The sequence below is a fragment of the Selenomonas sp. AB3002 genome (genome assembly GCF_000702545.1).
Classification (GTDB): Bacteria; Bacillota; Negativicutes; order Selenomonadales; family Selenomonadaceae; genus Selenomonas_B; species Selenomonas_B ruminantium_A.
Genome location: NZ_JNIO01000008.1, coordinates 2,018,577 through 2,036,855, shown reverse-complemented (window position 1 = coordinate 2,036,855; position 18,279 = coordinate 2,018,577). Strand labels below are relative to the sequence as shown.

Genomic DNA, 18,279 nt, shown 5'->3' with positions numbered 1-18,279 from the left:
TTCTGGGGACGCTGCTGGTGCTGTTGCACAGGCTGCGTGAGCAGGCCTGGCCGCAGGTGGATCGGCAATTGTGGAAAATCATTGTTATTTATTTCCTGTTATGGACATTTATTGCGTTTTTTTCCATGGAACCACTGATCAGTCTGAAAGATGTGTTCGCCACATTTTATCGTACTTTTCCCCTGTTCTTTGTGATGATGGGGATAAAAAAAATCGGGCAGGTCAAAGGCCTGATGATTGCTCTGTTTGCATCTGTATTCATTACTGATGCTGTGGCAGTCTGGCAGTTTTTTGGCAAGGATTTGCCCAGAGCTACCGGCATGCTAAATTCTCCAACTTTCCTGGCCAGTCATATGCTCATGGCAATTCCTGCCCTGTGGTGCTGTGCGCAGAAGGAGCTTTTTTCACCCCTCTGGCGGAAAGTGTTCCTGGGCCTGTGTGCTTTTTCCATTGTTGCTCTGTTTGCCAGTTATACCCGTGGCGGCTGGATTGCCTTCTTTCTGACGAGCATCATCTACCTGGCCATGGCTAAGGGGACAAGGAAAAAACTGATAGTGATATTTTCCTGCGTTTGCCTGGCAGTGGGGCTGACCGCTGCGAATTCCCCTGCCTTGCAGCAGCGGATCATGTCCATCCAGGATATGAAATATACCAGCAACAGCGAACGCCTTTACATGTGGCATGCTGCCCTTGAGATGCTCAGAGATTATCCCCTAACCGGCATTGGGCCGGATGAGTACGTGCAGGCGTACAATTACCACTATATTCCCCCACAGGCTGTAGAAAGGCCCACAGAGGGAGAGCCCCGTTCAGGCCATACCCATCCTCACAATAATATACTGAAGCGCTTCGCAGAAGGAGGCATTCTGGGCGGTCTTGCTTTCCTGGCCATCAATGCCTATTTGCTTAGCAGGCTTATCATGGCATACCGCCAGCAGAGCAGAAAAGACGGTATGTCATTTGCACTGATGGGGTTGCTGATATTCACAGGTATCCATTTAGAAGGGCTGACGGACACGAACTTCATCGATGTACCTATCATGCGGGAGTTTTGGATGTTGATGGGTATGTCTCTGGTGGCAGATAAGATAGTGGAAACGGATATGTTGGAATAGGAGGATGTAGATGATGTACGATTATTTGATTGTTGGCAGTGGCCTGTTCGGCGCGGTCTTTGCTCATGAAATGAAGAAGAAGGGCAAGTCCTGCCTGGTGCTGGAGCGCAGGAGCCATGCGGGAGGCAATGTGTATTGTGAGGAAAAGGATGGCATCAATGTCCATCAGTACGGCGCTCATATCTTCCATACTTCCTACAAGGAGGTGTGGGAGTACGTGAATAGCTTTGTGGAGTTCAACAATTATGTGAACAGCCCTGTGGCTAATTTCCGTGGGGAACTTTACAATTTGCCCTTCAATATGAACACTTTTACCAAGCTCTGGCCTGAAGTTCACACTCCCGCTGAGGTGGCGGCGAAGATTGAAGCCGAGCGGAAGGAGGCGTGCATCGCGGAGCCTCAGAACCTTGAGGAGCAGGCCATTTCCCTCATTGGTCGCACGGTCTATGAAAAGCTTATCAAGGGCTATACGGAAAAGCAGTGGGGGCGTTCCTGCACGGAATTGCCCGCCTTTATCATCAAGAGGCTGCCTGTGCGTTACACCTTTGACAACAATTATTTCAATGACCGCTATCAGGGGATTCCCGTGGGGGGTTACAACAAGCTTATAGACGCACTGCTGGAGGGCATTGAGGTGCGTCTTGATACTGATTTCCTGCAGGATAGGGACAAGTACAGCCAGTTGGCAAAGAAAATCGTTTATACCGGCCCCATTGACGAATACTTTGACTACCAGCTGGGCCGTTTGGAGTATAGGGGGCTGAAATTTGAGACGGAGCGCTTGGAGGAGGAGAACCATCAGGGAGTGGCTGTGATGAACTACACCGCCCGTGAGGTGCCCTATACCCGCATCATCGAGCACAAGCACTTCGAGTTCGGAACCCAGCCCGTCACCTATGTGACCCGTGAGTATCCTGCTGACTGGCAGCCCGGTGAGGAAGCCTACTACCCGGTGAACAATGACAAGAATCAGGCGCTTTATCAGCAGTATGCAGAGCTGGCTGAAAAGGAGGCCAATGTCATCTTTGGCGGCCGCCTGGCAGAGTACAAGTATTATGATATGGATGATGTTATCAAGAGCGCTCTGGAGCGCGCAGGCAAGGAAGTTTGATAGTGAAGGGTGACTGGAGAGATAGTTTTGGAACAAAAAATTGATAAGATTATACGCAAATTCATGGTGTTTTTTTTGATACTGGTGATTTCGGCTGCCAGCTACTCAGGCTTTTTTGCCAACTGGGCCTTCCGTGACGGTGCCGAGGCCATGGGCTTCACAGCTATGGTGGAGGAGACAGCTAAGCGCCCCTTCGTGCACAGGCAGCTGTTGCCACAGACAGTGAAGCGCATTGCCGATGCCCTGCCGGAGCAGACCCAGGAAAAGCTGGAGGCAAAACTTATCAAAAGCAGCTCCATCGGGAAAATATATGCCAAGGCTGACATACCCAGGGAATATGTCATAGAATATCATCTGATGTATTTCTTCTGCTTCCTGGCTTTTTTTGCTGCCATCTGGATTTTGCGTTCCCTGCTGTGCGAGATAGTCCAGGACAAGGTGACAGGCACGCTGGGGGCCATGTTTTTTGCCCTGATATTCCCCTTTTTTGAGGTGTTGGGGGGATATTATTATGATATATTTGAAGTCCTGTTCATGTTCATGGCTGCCCGCTTCGCCCTCCATGGCAACTGGCCTGGGTTGGTAGTCCTGGCTCCTATTGCCGAGGCCAACAAGGAATCCTTCCTGTTTTTCCTGCTGACCCTGTATCCTTTGGCCCGCAGTCATTATGAGGTCAAAAAAGCAGCCGGTATTACCCTGGGAACAGCTTTTATTGCGGGTGTGACTTATCTATATATCCGTGCGCTGTACGCCGGCAATCCCGGGGATATGGCTGACTGGCGCATCAAGGATCACCTGGGGAGTGTATGGCGTATCGGCAGCTACTTCAATACCACGACCATTTATGGCGTTCCCCTGGGACGGGGGATGTTCCTGCCGCATATGATCTGTGTCTACTGGATCGTGAAAAAAGCTTGGCATCATTTGACAGATGCTTGGAAGAATCATGCCAAGCTGGCGCTCTTGATAAATGGTATCCTCTACTTCATGTTCGTTCTGCCGGATGAAATCAGGGATCTGAGCCTGCTATATGTGTCCTTCATAATCCTGACCGCCTTCTTCATCCGTGATGTGATCAAGCCGGAGCAAAATAAGGCAACTTCAGAAAATTAATAGAGTAAAAAACGAGAGCCTGCTGCGAGGAGAGGCTCTCGTTTTTTATTTGACCTTTCAGCGTTCCCAAAGGGATTCTATGCACTCTTTGGAAACAGCATGGGGAAAATCTCTGGCAATATCGCCTACCAGACGGTTCCAGTATTTTTGGGCCCGCTTCTTCGCCAGGAAGCCTACGTAATACTCAAGGGGGAACTTGGCAGAGGTGCCGATATTGTCAATGATGCGGACCCGGGATTCGGTTGCGGATATGCGCTGAACCAGGAAATTATCGGGATCCACCCCTGCCGGGGCGAAGCGCTCACGCATGAATTCCTGGTGGAAGTCCCTCAAAATCTGCTCCAGTCTGGCTCTGTCCGTGGGGTTCTCCAGTTCGGAAAGGAGGGTGCGGCTCACGCTGCCATCATAGTCCACCACCCGTTCAAAGACATAGCCCAGGCCCTGGTCTGTTTCTTCCGTACCGTAATACTTGGTCAGAAGAGGCATCTGGCCTTCCCTTTTGCCCAAGGATCTGCGATAGCGGAACTCCCGCTTCATATCCGGGTCATCCGGGGTGAACAGCAGCTTCACGCATTTGTGCTCATCCTCGGGGTGGATATATACCTTCTTGTGATTGCCGTCCCCAAGGAACTGTTCTTCTTTTAATTTCAGCATGGTATCTCCTTATTCTTCAAACAGGCCCGCATAGTTGTCCATGAGATCTCGCCGGAGCCGTCTCAGGTAGCGTTTGATATGTGAGCGGGTCATGTAGTCCCAGTAGTAAACCAAGGGAATCTTCACGGGGCTGCCCACATTGTCGATAATGCGCAGGCGTATTTTGCCTGCCTCATCCCGCTGCAGCAGGAAATTTATCAGGCTGGTATCGTTGGTGAGGATTCGCTCCTTCATAACCTGCCGGGTAAAGCCTTCTATCAGCTCACGGGCAAATTTTCTGTCCGGCCAGCCAGCTTCCTTCTGCTTGTCCAGGAACTCACCCAGAGTCTCGCACTCGCTGCCGTCTGCATTGCGGACACGCTCAAAGACCTGCCCCGTGCCCTTGTCAGTTTCCACAGGGCCGTAATGTTTGGTCAGAAGCTCCGACTGCAGGTGACGGAAGGCTCTGGCCTTTCGATAGGCCAGTTCCTGCCGCAGTTCGGCATCCTTGGGATTGAAGGGAATCTTGATGACCTTGTCTTCATCCTCAGGATGCACATAAGCCACCTTGTGCAAGCCTTTGCCTATATACAGCGAATCTGTCATAATCAGCATAAAAACAATCTCCAATCAGTAAATTTTTCAAAGCAGTTCTTCCATTTTTTCCAGCACGTGCTCTACGGTGATGGCCTCCAGGCAGTCCAGGTGCTTGGGGCAGGCTCTCTGCCAGCAGTAGCGGCAGGGACGGTCAACCTCTATGGCGTTTCCAGGCTGTCCATAGGGGCCGTTGCGGTTGGCATCGGTGGGACCCATGACCATGATGGTGGGGGTGCCAAGGCCTGCGGCAAGGTGCACAGGGCCGGTATCGCCGCCCAGGCACAGCTTCGCCTGCTGCAGGATATAGGTGAGCTGCTTGAAATTCGTCCTGCCCACTAAATTCACGGGTGGAATCTCCGTGTAGGAGCATATTTCAGCGGCCCGCTGCTCATCAACCGGCCCGCCGCCCACCAGTATGGGGATGATTTTCCTGTCGTAGAGCCTGTCAGAAAGCTGGGCGAAGTGCCTGGCTGGCCAGCGCTTGTTGGGCCAGTTGGCGCCTATGGCAAATACTGCATAGTCATTGTCCATATTTGCTCCTGCCTGGCTGAAAATCCGCCTGGCAATGTCTGCTTCCCTGTCGGGCACCTCAAGGGTCAGGCGTACTTCATCCACCCGGCAGTTCAGGGCACGGGCCACATCCAGGTAGCGCTCTACAATGTGGCCGTTTGCATGGGGACCGATGACGGGGCGGGAAATGCGGTCGCTGAGTTCTCTCATATTGCACATGCCCAGCTTGATGGGGGCTTTGCCCAGTCTGGCAATGGCGGCTGATTTGAAAAGACCCTGCAGATCCAGTACGGCATCATAGTTCCGCAATTGGATCTTGCGCTTCAGGGGACCGTACTCCCGCAGGAATCCCCGGAAAGATTTGAACTTTTTCTTTTCAAAGAGAATGACTTCGTCAATATGGGGGCACATGTTCACCAGGTCATAGGCAGGGGGTTCCACTACCCAGGTGATATGGCAGTCCGGGTACGTTTCCTTGAGGGCGTAAGCCGTAGGCAGGGCGTGTATCACATCGCCAATAGCACTTAGTTTTACGATAAGAAAGTTTTTCATTAGTTATTCCTTTCCAAAGGAGAAAGTGTCTATAGTTCATGCATAAGTATAACACAATTGCGGCCTGCTGTGCATGGTGGAATGCAGGAGAATATTCGCACAACTCACAAATAATTTGCATTTTCCCTTATTTTGTAGTATACTACCCCTATGGGCGTTCGAGAATCGTTTGAGTCAGGGGACGCAGGTAAACTATATTTTTCAGTAAGGGGATTATCGTATGGCATTCGAAGACAAGACTTTAGTATGCAAGGAATGTGGCAAAGAGTTCACTTTCACCGCTGGTGAACAGGAATTCTACGCTGAGAAGGGTTTCGAGAATGAGCCGGCACGTTGCCGTGACTGCCGCGACAAGCGCCGCCGCAGCCGTGATGGCGGTGAGCAGCGCCAGATGTTCAAGGTCACCTGCGCTGACTGCGGCAAGGAGACCGAGGTGCCCTTCGAGCCGAAGAACGACCGTCCGGTTTATTGCCGTGACTGCTTCAACAAGCATCGCGCTGAGGCCTAACAAAAGCATATTTGCATAAAACGTAACATTGTTATAAGGTAGCTGTTCAAATTTTGCCGCAGGCAAAATTACCAATTGGCCTTTCAACAATTGTAAAATTGTTATATTATATATTATAGTGTTGCGTGAAGGTGAAGCCCGGAAGCGTATTCCGGGCTTCTCTTAGTTTGAGAATAGGGGGAATATTATGTTCAAGTTCAAGAAACTCATGGCAGTAGCTGCTGCCTGCGCTCTTAGCGTGGCGGCTTTCACAGGTTGCGGCGGCGACCAGCAGGCAACTTCCGGCAGCGGGGCTGCTTCCGGGGAGAAGATCCTGCGGGTTGGCTGCTCGGCTGACTTTGCTCCTTTCGAGTTCCAGGATGAGACTCAGAAGGAGTTCCAGGGATTTGACATGGACCTCATCCGTGCCATCGGCAAGGAGATGGGCCGTGAGGTGGAAATCAAGGACATGGGCTTTGACGGCTTGATTCCTGCTCTGCAGGCCAAGAACATCGATGCCATCATTTCCGGCATGACCATCAATGAGGAGCGCCAGAAGAACGTGAACTTCTCTGACCCCTACTATGAAGCCGGCCTCACCATGATTGTCCGTGACAATGAGGAAGCCATCAAGAAGTTCCAGGACCTCAAGGGCAAGAAGGTAGCTGTGCAGATCGGCACTACCAGCGCTGAGGAAGTGAAGAAGATTGAGGGCGTGGAGATCAAGGAGCTCAACACCCCTGCTGACTGCTTCATGGAGCTGAAGGCAAATGGCGTGGACGCTGTGGTCAACGACAAGCCGGTGAATGAGTACTACATCACCAAGAGCGGTGCCACGGGCGTGAAAGAGCTGACTGAGAAGCTCACTGCTGAGAACTATGGCATTGCCATGAGCAAGGACAACGCTGACCTCCAGAAGGAAATCAATGCTGCCCTCAAGAAGCTCAAGGACAACGGCGAGTACCAGAAGATTTATGACAAGTGGTTCGGCGGCGCCAAGAAGTAAGTCTGGCGCATGCAAGGCGTTCGGGTCATGGGCATGGCAGCGCTTCACTTGGACTTCGGCCTGCGGCCAAATTCCACACGTTCCGCTTATGCCATGTCCATGCCCCTCACTCAAGTGGGTGAGGTTGTAATGGATGCATAAATAAACGTCATGTTTTCCCTGTGCAGGGAGGCGTGGCGTTTGTTTATTATGTACACGTTGACAGGACAGTTTGCAAAGTGTATAATTCACATAGTTATTCGATTTTGATGTATAATTATTCGTGAAGAGGTGGGCTTATGTCCTTTAATTTCGATTTGGTTGTAAACTCTTTCCCACTGCTGCTCCTGGGCGCAGGGGTTACCATCAAGATCACGGCAATGTCTGTGGCTGTGGGTGTCATCATCGGTCTTTTTGTGGGCATTGCCCGCATCTGCCGCATCAAGCCCTTGGAGTGGCTGGCGGCGATTTATGTGGACTTCTTCCGGGGTACGCCGCTGCTCATACAGATTTTCCTGGTGTACTTTGCCCTGCCGGTGATCACGGGCCAACGCATTGACCCTTATGTGGCGGCTATCGGTGCCTGCGGCATCAACTCCGGAGCTTATGTGGCGGAGATTTTCCGGGCTGGCATCCAGTCCATTGACAACGGGCAGATGGAGGCAGGGCGTTCCCTGGGCATGACCTGGACTCAGACCATGCGCTACATCATCGTGCCCCAGGCCTTCAAGCGGGTTATCCCCCCTCTGGGCAATGAGTTCATTGCCCTGCTGAAGGATTCTTCCCTGGTGTCTGTCATCGGTTTTGAGGAACTGACCCGCCGGGGCCAGCTGATCATCGCCAAGACTTACGGCTCGCTGGAGATCTGGATCAGCGTGGCTATCATTTATCTGGTGATGACACTCACCATTTCCCGCTTTGTGGCTTATTTGGAAAAGAGGTTTGCAGCAGATGATAGACATTAAGGGACTGAAGAAATCCTTCGGGGAAAATGAGGTATTGAGGGGCATTGACCTGTCCATAGATGCCAAGGAGGTAGTGGTCATCATCGGCCCCTCCGGCTCTGGCAAGTCCACTTTGCTGCGCTGCATGAACTACCTTGAGCAGCCCACGGCAGGACTGGTGACGGTGGACGGCATTCCTCTTGACGGGGAGGCGCACATCAACAAGGTGCGGGAGGAAGTTGGCATGGTGTTCCAGCGCTTCAACCTCTTCCCGCATATGACGGTGCTGGAAAATATCATGCTGGCTCCCATGAAGGTCAAGAAGGTGGCCAAAGATGAGGCTGAGAAGACTGCCAGGGAACTGCTGGCCCGGGTGGGCCTTTCTGAGAAAGCAGACAGCTATCCGCCTCAGCTCTCCGGCGGCCAGCAGCAGCGCGTGGCCATAGCAAGAGCCCTTGCCATGCACCCCAAGGTGATGCTCTTTGACGAGCCTACCTCTGCCCTTGACCCTGAGATGGTGGGCGAGGTGCTGGATGTCATGCGTTCACTGGCCAAGGAGGGCATGACCATGGTGATTGTGACCCATGAGATGGGGTTCGCCAGAGAAGTGGGGGACAGGCTGCTTTTTGTGGATGAGGGAAGGATTATTGAGCAGGGAGTTCCGAAAGAGGTTTTCGAACACCCCAAAGAAGAACGTACCCGGAGTTTCTTGTCTAAAGTCCTTTGAGGCTTCGCCTCGTACTTTTCTCTGATGCAGAGAAAAGTACCAAAAGAGACTGCAGACCTGGATCACTTCACGTGAATCCAAAGGTCTGCGGGAGCGGCCCGTCCCTGGGCCGCCGTGGGGGAAGTGCGAGGGAATGGGAATGAATTTGTGGCATATAATACTAAAACATAAGGCAAGGTTGACAAGTCTATAAATATTCTTTATAATAGTGACTCGTGAGGGCGATTGACCTTCACAAGTAAGTTGCCGCTGGGATGCGGTTTGGAGGTAGTGCCACGCTTGGAGGCATTGCCGGTTTTTTAGGAGGAATCTCTATGGTAGGCAAAGTGAAATGGTTCAGTGCAGAAAAAGGCTACGGCTTCATCGCTCGTGAGGATGGCGACGACGTGTTCGTGCATTTCTCCGCTATTCAGGATGAAGGCTTCAAGACTCTCGTTGAGGGCCAGGACGTGGAATTCGAGATCGTGGAAGGTGCTCGTGGTCCCCAGGCTGCCAACGTGGTCAAGACTGCTTAATCGCAGAGCTTCAAAATAGCATAACCAAAAATGGCTCCGGGTTCGATAGGAACCTGGGGTTATTTTTTTTATATGCAGAAGGGATTTCCCTTTTTGCGTAGAATAGCTATATACATAAAACAGAAAGGGGATGTGGCGTATGGCAACATTCACTGTAAGAGGCAAGAACATCGAGATCACTCCTTCCCTGCGTGAATACGTGGAGAAAAGGGTGGGCAAAGTCACGAAGTACTTTGAAAAAGTCGGTGAGATCACCGTGCTTCTGACTGTCTCCAAGGGCCGTCATATCGTAGAGGTGACCGTGCCGGTGCAGGGCGGTATTCTCCTGCGCGGTGAGGAAGCCACCATGGATATGTACACCTCTATTGATTTGGTAGTAGAGAAACTGGAACGCCAGATCCACAAGCAGAAGACGAAGCTTTCCAGGCGTTTCCGCAGCGGAGGCTTGAAGGCTGAGGCCTTCAAGGATGCCACCATCACGGCTCCCCGTGATGAAGGTGAGGAGTATGCAGTAGTCAAGAAGAAGAAGTTCATGGTGCGTCCCATGGACGTGCAGGAAGCCATCATGCAGATGAACCTCCTGAACCACAACTTCTTTGTCTACAGGGATGCTGATACCGAAGATGTGAATGTGGTTTACCGCCGTGATGACGGTGACTACGGGCTGATTGAGTCCGGCGAGTAAGGATAAGTTAATAAGCGCAGCGAGGCTCCCTCGAAAGAGGGGGCCTTTTTGCTATCCGTTAAAATTGACTTATCATAGGCAGTCTGCTAATATTGTAAGGTGCAGACCTAATAGAAGGAGTGATTTGCTTGCTGGGATTCTTGAAGAGATTCTTAGGTGACAATAACGATAAAGAAATAGCCAGGTACAGGGAGGTCGTGGAGAAGATCAACGGCCTGGAACCGGCTATGCAAAATCTGACGGATGACAAGCTGACTGGTTATACAGCTAAGTTTAAGGAAAGACTGGCGAGTGGTGAGACCCTGGACGATATCCTGCCCGAGGCTTTTGCCGTAACCCGCGAGGCTTCCCGCCGGGTATTGGGCATGCGTCACTTTGATGTGCAGATGATTGGCGGCATGTGCCTGCATGAGGGCCGCATTGCCGAGATGCGCACCGGTGAAGGCAAGACCCTGGTGGCAACTCTGGCCGTTTATTTGAACGCCCTTACTGGCAAGGGCGTCCACATGGTGACGGTGAACGACTATCTGGCCCGCCGCGACAGCGAGTGGATGGGCAGGCTCTATAAGTTCCTGGGCCTTTCTGTGGGCCTGATTGCCCATGATATGGACTTCCCGGAGCGCAAGTACGCCTATAGCTGCGATGTCACTTTCGGTACCAACAATGAGTTCGGTTTTGACTATCTTCGCGACAACATGGTCATCTATGAAGACCAGATGGTGCAGAGGGAGCTGAACTTTGCCATCGTGGACGAGGTGGACTCCATTCTGGTGGATGAGGCCCGTACCCCGTTGATCATCTCCGGTCCCGGCGAGAAGTCCACGGATATGTACGCCGTGATGGCCCGTGCTGTGGCAGGGCTCAAGGAGGGCACGGACTACACGGTTGATGAGAAGCAGAAGACTGTGGCAGCCGCCGACAGCACTGTGCCCAAGATTGAGCAGATGCTGGGCATTTCCAACCTCTATGCTCCCGAGAATATCGAGCTGTCCCACTGCTTCAATGCCGCACTCAGGGCCAAGGCGCTCATGAAGCGGGACCGTGACTATGTGGTGCGCAATGATGAAATCATCATCGTGGACGAGTTCACGGGCCGTCTTATGGAGGGCCGCCGTTATTCTGACGGCCTCCACCAGGCCATCGAGGCCAAGGAAGGCGTGAAGATCCAGCGCGAGTCCCAGACTCTGGCTACCATTACCTTCCAGAACTACTTCCGCATGTATGACAAGCTGGGCGGCATGACAGGTACCGCCAAGACCGAGGAAGACGAGTTCCTGAAGATCTACAACCTGCCTGTCATTGTGGTGCCCACCAACAAGCCGGTGCAGCGCATCGACCATCCTGACCTCATTTACAAGACCAAGAAGGCCAAGTATAAGGCTGTGGGCCAGAAGGTGGCGGAAATCCATGCCAAGGGCCAGCCTGTGCTCATCGGTACCACCTCCATCACCCAGTCTGAGGAATTGAGCGCGGTGCTGAAGAAGTACGGCATTCCCCATAATGTGCTGAACGCCAAGTTCCATGAAAAGGAAGCTGAGATTGTGGCTGACGCCGGTCAGAAGGGCGCTGTCACCATTGCTACCAACATGGCAGGTCGCGGCACGGATATCAAGCTGGGCGAGGGCGTGGAAGAACTGGGAGGCCTGTTCATCGTGGGCACCGAGCGCCACGAGTCCCGCCGTATCGACAACCAGCTCCGTGGTCGTGCAGGCCGTCAGGGTGACCCCGGTGAGTCCCGCTTCTTCCTGTCGCTGGAAGATGATCTCCTGCGCCTCTTTGCCGCTGACCGCATTGCGGGCATGATGGACAAGCTGGGCATGGAGGAGGACGAGCCCATCGAGCACAGCCTGATCACCAGGTCTGTGGAGCACGCCCAGAAGAAGGTGGAGGCGCGGAACTTCGATATCCGCAAGCACGTCCTTGAGTACGATGATGTCATGAACCAGCAGCGCGAGGTCATCTATGGCGAGCGCAAGAAGATCCTCAAGGGCGAGAACCTCCGGGAGAACATCATGGGCATGGTGAAGCACATCATCAAGGCTGAGATGGACCAGTATGCCAATGAGAAGCTCTACCCCGAGGAATGGACGCTGGACGGCCTTATTGAGGATGCTGAGAAGATTTATGCTCCCGCAGGGCGCCTGAAGAAGGAAGAACTGGTGGAACTCAGCCGCGACGAACTCAAGGAGACTCTTGAGGGCCTGGCTGAGGAATGCTACAGCCAGCGTGAGCTCCTCTTTGGCGAGGACAATATGCGCGAGCTGGAGAAGGTAGTCATGCTCCGCGTGGTTGACCAGAAGTGGAAGGAACATCTGGACCACATGGATATGCTCCGGGAGGGCATCAATCTCAGGGCTTACGGCCAGAGGAATCCGCTGGTGGAGTACAAGATCGAGGCTCTCGACATGTTCGAGGAAATGGAAGGCTCCATCATGGACCAGATTGCCTCCCTCATGTACCATGTGAGCATCGTCATGCCCCAGCCCCAGGCTGCTGAGGAGGATGCAGAAGCTCAGGCCCGGGCTGCCGAGGCTCAGAAGGAGCAGATGCAGCGCACTATTGCCGCCGAGCGCTCCAAGCTCACCGACAGCCTCAAGGAAGCGCAGGCTGCCCATGGCGATGATGTAAGCGCCGCCGAGGTGAAGAAGCCTGTCACCAACAAGGACGGCAGCAAAGTAGGAAGAAATGATCCCTGCCCCTGCGGCAGCGGCAAGAAGTATAAGAATTGCTGCGGGAAGAATGCGTAAAGTTACGTTGCGACGGCGTGAGGGCGTATGTCCCACGCTGCGCACGTTGTTTTGCTGCTTGATTTTTTTGTCTTGTATTTAATCCTTAAAAAGCAGCTGAACGCACTGCGTTTGGACGACGCTGCTTTTTATGAGGAGTTTGGCAGACAAAAAAATCAAGCCTGACGCGAAACAACTTACGCTCCGCTTAGGGGCACACGCCCTCCCGCCAGGTTAAGTCCGCATTCTAATAGTGATAGAAAGGTATATACAATGCTTGAAGATTTAAAACCCCAGCTGGGCGAACTCAAGGAAAAACTCGACCACATGGCCGAAGCACTTGAAATCCCTGTGAAGGAAGAGAAGATTGCCGAGCTGGAATATAAGATGGGGGAGCCCACCTTCTGGGACGATGCAGAAGCTGCCCAGAAAATCAATCAGGAACTGGCTGACCTGAAGTCCGGGGTGGACAAGTACAAGGCTCTGCGCGCCAAGCATGAGGATGCCGAGACCCTGCTGGAAATGGGTCTGGAGGAAGATGATCCTTCCATGGAAGACGATGTGAAGGCAGAGCTGGAGGAAGTGGCCGAGGGCCTGGAGGCCCTGCAGCTGGAAGTGCTGCTGTCCGGTCCTTATGATGCCAACAATGCCATCCTCACTCTCCATGCTGGTGCAGGCGGAACTGAGGCCCAGGACTGGACCCAGATGCTCCTGCGCATGTACGGCCGCTGGGCTGAGCGCCACGGCTTTACTGTGGAGACGGCAGATCTCCTGCCCGGCGATGAAGCTGGCGTGAAGTCTGCTACCCTCTTTATCAAAGGTCACAATGCCTACGGCTTCCTGAAGTCTGAGAAGGGTATCCACCGTCTGGTGCGCATTTCTCCCTTTGATGCCAATGCCCGCCGTCACACTTCTTTCTCCGCCTGCGATATCATGCCGGAGATTGACGATGCAGTGGAAGTGGACATCAATATGGCTGATGTGCGTGTAGATACCTACCGGGCCAGCGGCGCCGGCGGCCAGCACATCAACAAGACTTCTTCCGCTGTCCGCATGACCCATGAGCCCACGGGCATCGTGGTGCAGTGCCAGAACGAGCGCTCCCAGCTGCAGAACCGCGAGCAGTGCCTCAAGATGCTTCGCGCCAAGCTCTTTGAGCTTGAGATGGAGAAGAAGGAAGCAGAGCTGGCCAAGCTGGAAGGCGACCAGCAGAAGATCGAGTGGGGCAGCCAGATTCGCTCCTATGTGTTCCAGCCCTATACCATGGTGAAGGATCACCGCACCAGTGCCGAGACCGGCAATGTGCAGGCGGTGATGGATGGGGATATTGATCCGTTTATTCGCGCCTTCCTGGCGGCTAAGGCTAATCACGAGATTTAAGTTAGCGGGGGCTGCGCCCGTACTTTTCTCTGCATCAGAGAAAAGTACCAAAAGAGATTGCAGACCTGGATCGCTTCACGCGAGTCCAAAGGTCTGCGGGAGCGGCCCCTCCGTGGGCCGCCGGGGGGTCGTATATGCGTAAGATTCTTATAGCGGGCAGCCTTTTGCTGGTTATCTTAGCTGTGCTGGTTGAATGTGTGCTGCCTACAGTGATATCTTCAACTTTGGAGCGTCGCATAGGCGACAGGTTAGCTTCCCAGGATGCTCAGGTGAGTATAGATTCCTCTCCCAGTTTCCTGATGCTTCTCGGCCAGGTGGACAACCTGCAGGCTGTGACTCATCAGGCGAAGGTGGGTCAGGTTTACGTTAAAGAACTGACCATGGAGGGAAAGGATGTCCATATTGATATGGCATCCCTGCTTGATGATGAGAAATTCAAGGTTTCCAGAGCGGAAAAGCTCACCTTGCAGGGTATCATAGATGAAGAAAACCTGCGGGAAGTTCTTTCCCGCAGAGTAGACAAGCTGGAAAATGTCCAGGTGAAGATCACCCCGGAGAAGGTGCTGGTTACCGCTGAGGTAAAAGTCATGGGCAAGATGGCCCAGGCAGAACTTTCCGGTCAGGTGGTGGAGGACAGCGGCTCTTTGTATTTCCGCATGGAGCATCTGTCCTTGAAGAACAGCCGCCTGGGCAAATTGAAGCTGGAAGGGCTTTTCGGTGATGTGTTTGGGGATGTGCTTTTGGCAGGCCCCAACAGGATTCCCCTTGATATGAGGGTGACGGAAGTCAGGCAGCTGGATGGTTCAATCGCTGTAAAAGCAGAATTGCCAAAGGCTGAAGATTGATGAAGGTGGATTAAAGCATGAAGGTTTGGAAATACAATAAGCTGCTGTTAGGAGTCATTATCCTGGGGCTTATAGCTGCTCTCATCATTGGTGTTCAGCGGCATCAGGTGGAGCAGGCCAGCCGTCAGGTAGACCTGGCTATAGACTATGAGGGCTTGCTGGAACTGGCAGAGCGTGAGGGATTGCCGCCGGAGCAGGTGCTGAAGGAAGCCCGTGAAGCCGGGATTTCCAGTCTGGCAGTGTACGAAACTACCTTCAAAAAACTCAACGTCAACGGCAAGACCACTGCCACCAAGGGCAGTGATATACTGAACCGCTATCATAGCGGCAGCCTCACGGACCCTGCCTGGCGCGACCTTTGTGCCAGCGGCAGGGTAGTGGGCACTGAGGTTTACGTGGTGGGACATGACCCTCAGACCTACAAGGAGGTAAAGGAAGACCTTTTCCGCCGCCTGGGGGCTGACCGGGTGACGGTGCTGCAGGTGGGCAGCGAAGAAGTGCTGGCTGTCAAGGCACACTATGAGTCTTTTGAGAAAATGAATATTGGCATGCCCACGGACGAGATGAAGGCCGTGAATGCCGCAGGTTTCCATGTGCTGGCCCGTCCCAGCAACTACGAAGCCTGCACCCCCGATGATGTGGAGGCAGTTTTCAAACGTCTTGAGGGCATAGATGTTTCCGAAATCGTCTACAGCGGCTCTCAGGTGCTGGGAGCAAACAAGTCTTTGCAGGCTACCGTAGATAAGATGAAGGAGAAAAGCATCAATCTCGGTCTGATTGAGGGCGTGACCCAGCTTCAGTTCTATCCTCAGGATGGTATGAAGGAATTGGCGGCAGGTCTTGGCTATGATCATGTGGTGCGCCTCTATTCCATTGGCAAGGATGAACTGCCCAAGCTCAAGATTGATGCTGCCGTGGAGCGTTGGAGCAACACGGACGAAGAACGCAATATCCGTATCGACCTCCTGCGCATCTATGAAAAGCCTGCACCGGACAAGACTCTCCTGTCAACCAACATGGAGTATTTCAAGGCCGTCCATGACAAGCTTACAGAGCAGGGCTATGAGATAGACAAGGCTGGCACTTTTGCCGCCTACTATCCGTCCAAGATCCTGCGGGCGCTGGTGATGGCAGGCGTAGCTGCTGCAGGTGTCCTTTATCTGTCTCTGGTGATACCTGCCCTCAATCGCCGCAGGAAGCTCCAGTACATTCTCTTTGCTGTCTTTGCAATCATAGCTGCTGTCCCGGTGCTTATGGGCAGCGGCTCCAAGATTCGCGTGGTGGCAGCTCTTGCCAGTGCCAATCTGTTCCCGTCTTTAGCCATCATCTATCTGATGGACTTTGTGCGCAGCAGGAAAATGCCGGAGCATATTTCCCTGCCCCGCATGATTGTGACGGCGGCGCTTGCCCTCTGGGTGACGGGGGCCTGCTCTTATATGGGGGCGGCTTATCTGTCCGGTTCGCTGGCTGATACGGAGTATTTCCTGGAGTTCAATATCTTCCGGGGCATCAAGCTGACTTTTGTCATGCCCATTATCCTCGTGGCTGTTGCCTTCATGCAGCGCTTCGATATCTTTGATGGCAAGATGGATGACTGCGACGGCGTGGTAGCCCAGATGAAGAAAATCCTGGATATGCCTGTGAAAATCAAGACGCTGGTGGGACTTTTCTTCGTGCTGGTGGCAGGCATTGTGTTCGTGGCCCGCAGCGGCCACACTTCGGGCATGCCTGTGTCCGGCCTGGAGCTACAGTTCAGGGCCTTCCTGGAAAAGGCTCTCTATGCAAGACCCCGCACCAAGGAGCTGATGATAGGCCACCCGGCCTTCATGCTGGCGGCCATGGCCTTCTTCAGGAAGTGGCCTACCATGGTGCTGTTTGCTCTGGTGCTGGTGGCTGCTATCGGACAGGGCTCTATGGTAGAAACCTTTGCCCACATGCGCACGCCGATTTACATGTCCTTCGTGCGCGGGATTGGGGGCATCGTACTGGGCGCCTTCGTAGGCGCCGCCGCCATGGTCATGGTGGAAATCTGGCAGGCCGTCATGGCTCGTGCCGCTAAGGGAAATCAGGAGGGGAGCAAGAAAGACTGATGAGCAGGATTGTCATCTCAGGATACTATGGCTCGAAGAACGCCGGCGACGAAGCTATGCTGGCGGCTATGCTGGAAGTGCTAGGTGACCTGGAACCAGAACTTCATATCACCGTCATTTCGGCTGCCCCGCAGGATACCGCCAAGCGTCACGGCGTAGAAGCCATTTCCTGGCTGGACATGACTGCTATCTGCAAGGCGCTGAAAAAGGCAGACCTTCTCATCAGCGGCGGCGGCAGTCTCCTCCAGAATGTCACCAGCCGCAGGAGCCTCTACTATTATCTCGCCATTATCAAGATGGCGGAGATGCTGGGCACCAGGGTCATGCTCTATGCCCAGGGCATCGGCCCTATCAGGGGGCGCATGGCCCGGCGGGTCATGGGGCATATTGCCAACAGGGTTGACCTTATCACCGTGCGTGATAAAGGTTCATTGGCAGAGCTGGCCAGCCTGGGCATCACCCGTCCGCATATTGAGTGCACTGCTGACCCGGTGCTGGCTATCCATCCCGTGGACAAGGAAGCTGGCCGCGCCATCTTCAAGAAGTATCACGCCGAGGGCGCTAGTCCCGTAGTAGGTATTTCTGTCCGCGACTGGCAGGGGTGCCATCACTTCAAGGAGGAACTGGCCAAAGCCAGCGATGCCATTGTCAGGGATCTGAAAGCAAGGGTGGTATTCCTGCCCATGCAGTACCCCGAAGATGTGCGGGCCGCCCAGAGCATTGCAGAGCTGACGCAAGAGCCCTGCACTGTGCTGGAGGATGAGTACACCACCAGCGAGTTCCTGTCCCTGGTTGGGAATATGGACTTGATGCTGGCTATCCGCCTCCATGCGCTGATTTTCGCAGGGGTTATGGGAGTGCCCATGATAGGCATTTCCTATGACCCGAAGATTGACCGCTTCCTTTCCTCCATCGGCGAGGAGCCGGTAGGAGATCTGGAAAGTCTCACGGCAGAAGACCTGCTGGAGGAAATCCGCAAGAAGTGGAACGACAAGGCTACCTTCAAGAAACGCAATGCCCAGCTATTGGGGGAGCTTAGAGAAAAGGCAGCGCGGAATGCAGAATTAGCGCTTGAGCTGCTGGAGAAAAAAGGATAAACGAAAAGCCACCTTGCGGTGGCTTTTCTCCCTCAACGGCTGGTCTCTTGCCCGAGGTGTTTGCTGATGGCTGTGCTAATTCATCAGCACGGTGAACAGATAGTTTGCGATCATCCCTGCGATTACGGAAATCAGGAGGTCACGCAGTATAGCTGAGAAAGTCATAT

17 protein-coding genes are annotated in these 18,279 nt (G+C 53.4%); 14 read left to right on the top strand and 3 right to left on the bottom strand.

The genetic code is table 11. The annotated features are described in order from the left end of the window. Window positions 1-125 precede the first annotated feature (125 nt). From P159_RS0117655 to P159_RS0117645, 3 genes are read left to right on the top strand one after another with little or no spacing between them, the layout of a single operon-like run. Window positions 126-1,115, top strand: a complete 990-nt coding sequence (locus P159_RS0117655; RefSeq protein WP_185753785.1) for an O-antigen ligase family protein — start codon at window positions 126-128, stop codon at window positions 1,113-1,115. A gap of 10 nt (window positions 1,116-1,125) precedes the next feature. Further along, window positions 1,126-2,226 (top strand): UDP-galactopyranose mutase, encoded by a 1,101-nt coding sequence (gene glf, locus P159_RS0117650; protein ID WP_318253623.1) that lies wholly within the window; start codon window positions 1,126-1,128, stop codon window positions 2,224-2,226. Between the two features lie 27 nt (window positions 2,227-2,253). After that, window positions 2,254-3,339, top strand: a complete 1,086-nt coding sequence (locus P159_RS0117645) for a hypothetical protein (RefSeq protein WP_029546216.1) — start codon at window positions 2,254-2,256, stop codon at window positions 3,337-3,339. A 57-nt stretch (window positions 3,340-3,396) separates the two neighbouring features. On the opposite strand, the gene P159_RS0117640 is transcribed toward P159_RS0117645, so the two are convergent. The 3 genes from P159_RS0117640 to P159_RS0117630 are packed head-to-tail and all read right to left on the bottom strand — an operon-like array spanning window position 3,397 to window position 5,631. Next, window positions 3,397-3,993, bottom strand: a complete 597-nt coding sequence (locus P159_RS0117640) for a YrbL family protein (protein ID WP_029546214.1) — start codon at window positions 3,991-3,993, stop codon at window positions 3,397-3,399. Window positions 3,994-4,002: 9 nt separating this feature from the next. After that, window positions 4,003-4,587, bottom strand: coding sequence for a YrbL family protein (locus tag P159_RS0117635; protein WP_029546212.1), 585 nt, complete (start codon window positions 4,585-4,587; stop codon window positions 4,003-4,005). A 27-nt stretch (window positions 4,588-4,614) separates the two neighbouring features. After that, a complete protein-coding gene (locus tag P159_RS0117630) occupies window positions 4,615-5,631 on the bottom strand; it encodes a glycosyltransferase family 9 protein (RefSeq protein WP_029546210.1) in 1,017 nt (338 codons plus the stop codon). A 220-nt stretch (window positions 5,632-5,851) separates the two neighbouring features. Between P159_RS0117630 and P159_RS0117625 the strand changes: the two genes are divergently transcribed. The 11 genes from P159_RS0117625 (at window position 5,852) to csaB (ending at window position 18,112) form a co-directional block, all read left to right on the top strand. Continuing rightward, the gene (locus P159_RS0117625; RefSeq protein ID WP_029546209.1) at window positions 5,852-6,139 is read left to right on the top strand and encodes a zinc-ribbon domain containing protein; all 288 of its coding nucleotides are present in this window, start codon (window positions 5,852-5,854) and stop codon (window positions 6,137-6,139) included. A 187-nt stretch (window positions 6,140-6,326) separates the two neighbouring features. After that, window positions 6,327-7,124: a basic amino acid ABC transporter substrate-binding protein gene (locus P159_RS0117620; RefSeq protein ID WP_080706046.1), complete on the top strand. Its 798-nt coding sequence runs from the start codon at window positions 6,327-6,329 to the stop codon at window positions 7,122-7,124. A gap of 278 nt (window positions 7,125-7,402) precedes the next feature. Continuing rightward, window positions 7,403-8,068, top strand: coding sequence for an amino acid ABC transporter permease (locus P159_RS0117615; RefSeq protein WP_029546205.1), 666 nt, complete (start codon window positions 7,403-7,405; stop codon window positions 8,066-8,068). Beyond that, on the top strand, window positions 8,055-8,774 hold the full coding sequence (locus tag P159_RS0117610; protein WP_029546203.1) for an amino acid ABC transporter ATP-binding protein: 720 nt from the start codon (window positions 8,055-8,057) through the stop codon (window positions 8,772-8,774). The genes P159_RS0117615 and P159_RS0117610 overlap by 14 nt, the downstream gene beginning before the upstream one ends. A gap of 314 nt (window positions 8,775-9,088) precedes the next feature. After that, entirely contained in the window at window positions 9,089-9,289 is a 201-nt protein-coding gene (locus P159_RS0117605) for a cold shock domain-containing protein (RefSeq protein WP_029546201.1), read from the top strand. Between the two features lie 139 nt (window positions 9,290-9,428). Then, window positions 9,429-9,974, top strand: coding sequence for a ribosome-associated translation inhibitor RaiA (raiA, locus tag P159_RS0117600; RefSeq protein ID WP_029546199.1), 546 nt, complete (start codon window positions 9,429-9,431; stop codon window positions 9,972-9,974). A 128-nt stretch (window positions 9,975-10,102) separates the two neighbouring features. Further along, entirely contained in the window at window positions 10,103-12,721 is a 2,619-nt protein-coding gene (gene secA, locus P159_RS0117595; protein WP_029546197.1) for a preprotein translocase subunit SecA, read from the top strand. A gap of 252 nt (window positions 12,722-12,973) precedes the next feature. Beyond that, window positions 12,974-14,080, top strand: coding sequence for a peptide chain release factor 2 (gene prfB / locus P159_RS0117585; protein ID WP_029546195.1), 1,107 nt, complete (start codon window positions 12,974-12,976; stop codon window positions 14,078-14,080). 134 nt (window positions 14,081-14,214) lie between these two features. Further along, window positions 14,215-14,925, top strand: coding sequence for a DUF2993 domain-containing protein (locus P159_RS0117580; protein ID WP_029546193.1), 711 nt, complete (start codon window positions 14,215-14,217; stop codon window positions 14,923-14,925). A gap of 17 nt (window positions 14,926-14,942) precedes the next feature. Next, on the top strand, window positions 14,943-17,015 hold the full coding sequence (locus P159_RS0117575) for a DUF5693 family protein (protein WP_029546191.1): 2,073 nt from the start codon (window positions 14,943-14,945) through the stop codon (window positions 17,013-17,015). Further along, window positions 17,015-18,112, top strand: a complete 1,098-nt coding sequence (gene csaB, locus P159_RS0117570) for a polysaccharide pyruvyl transferase CsaB (protein ID WP_029546189.1) — start codon at window positions 17,015-17,017, stop codon at window positions 18,110-18,112. The genes P159_RS0117575 and csaB overlap by 1 nt, the downstream gene beginning before the upstream one ends. Window positions 18,113-18,279: the final 167 nt, after the last annotated feature.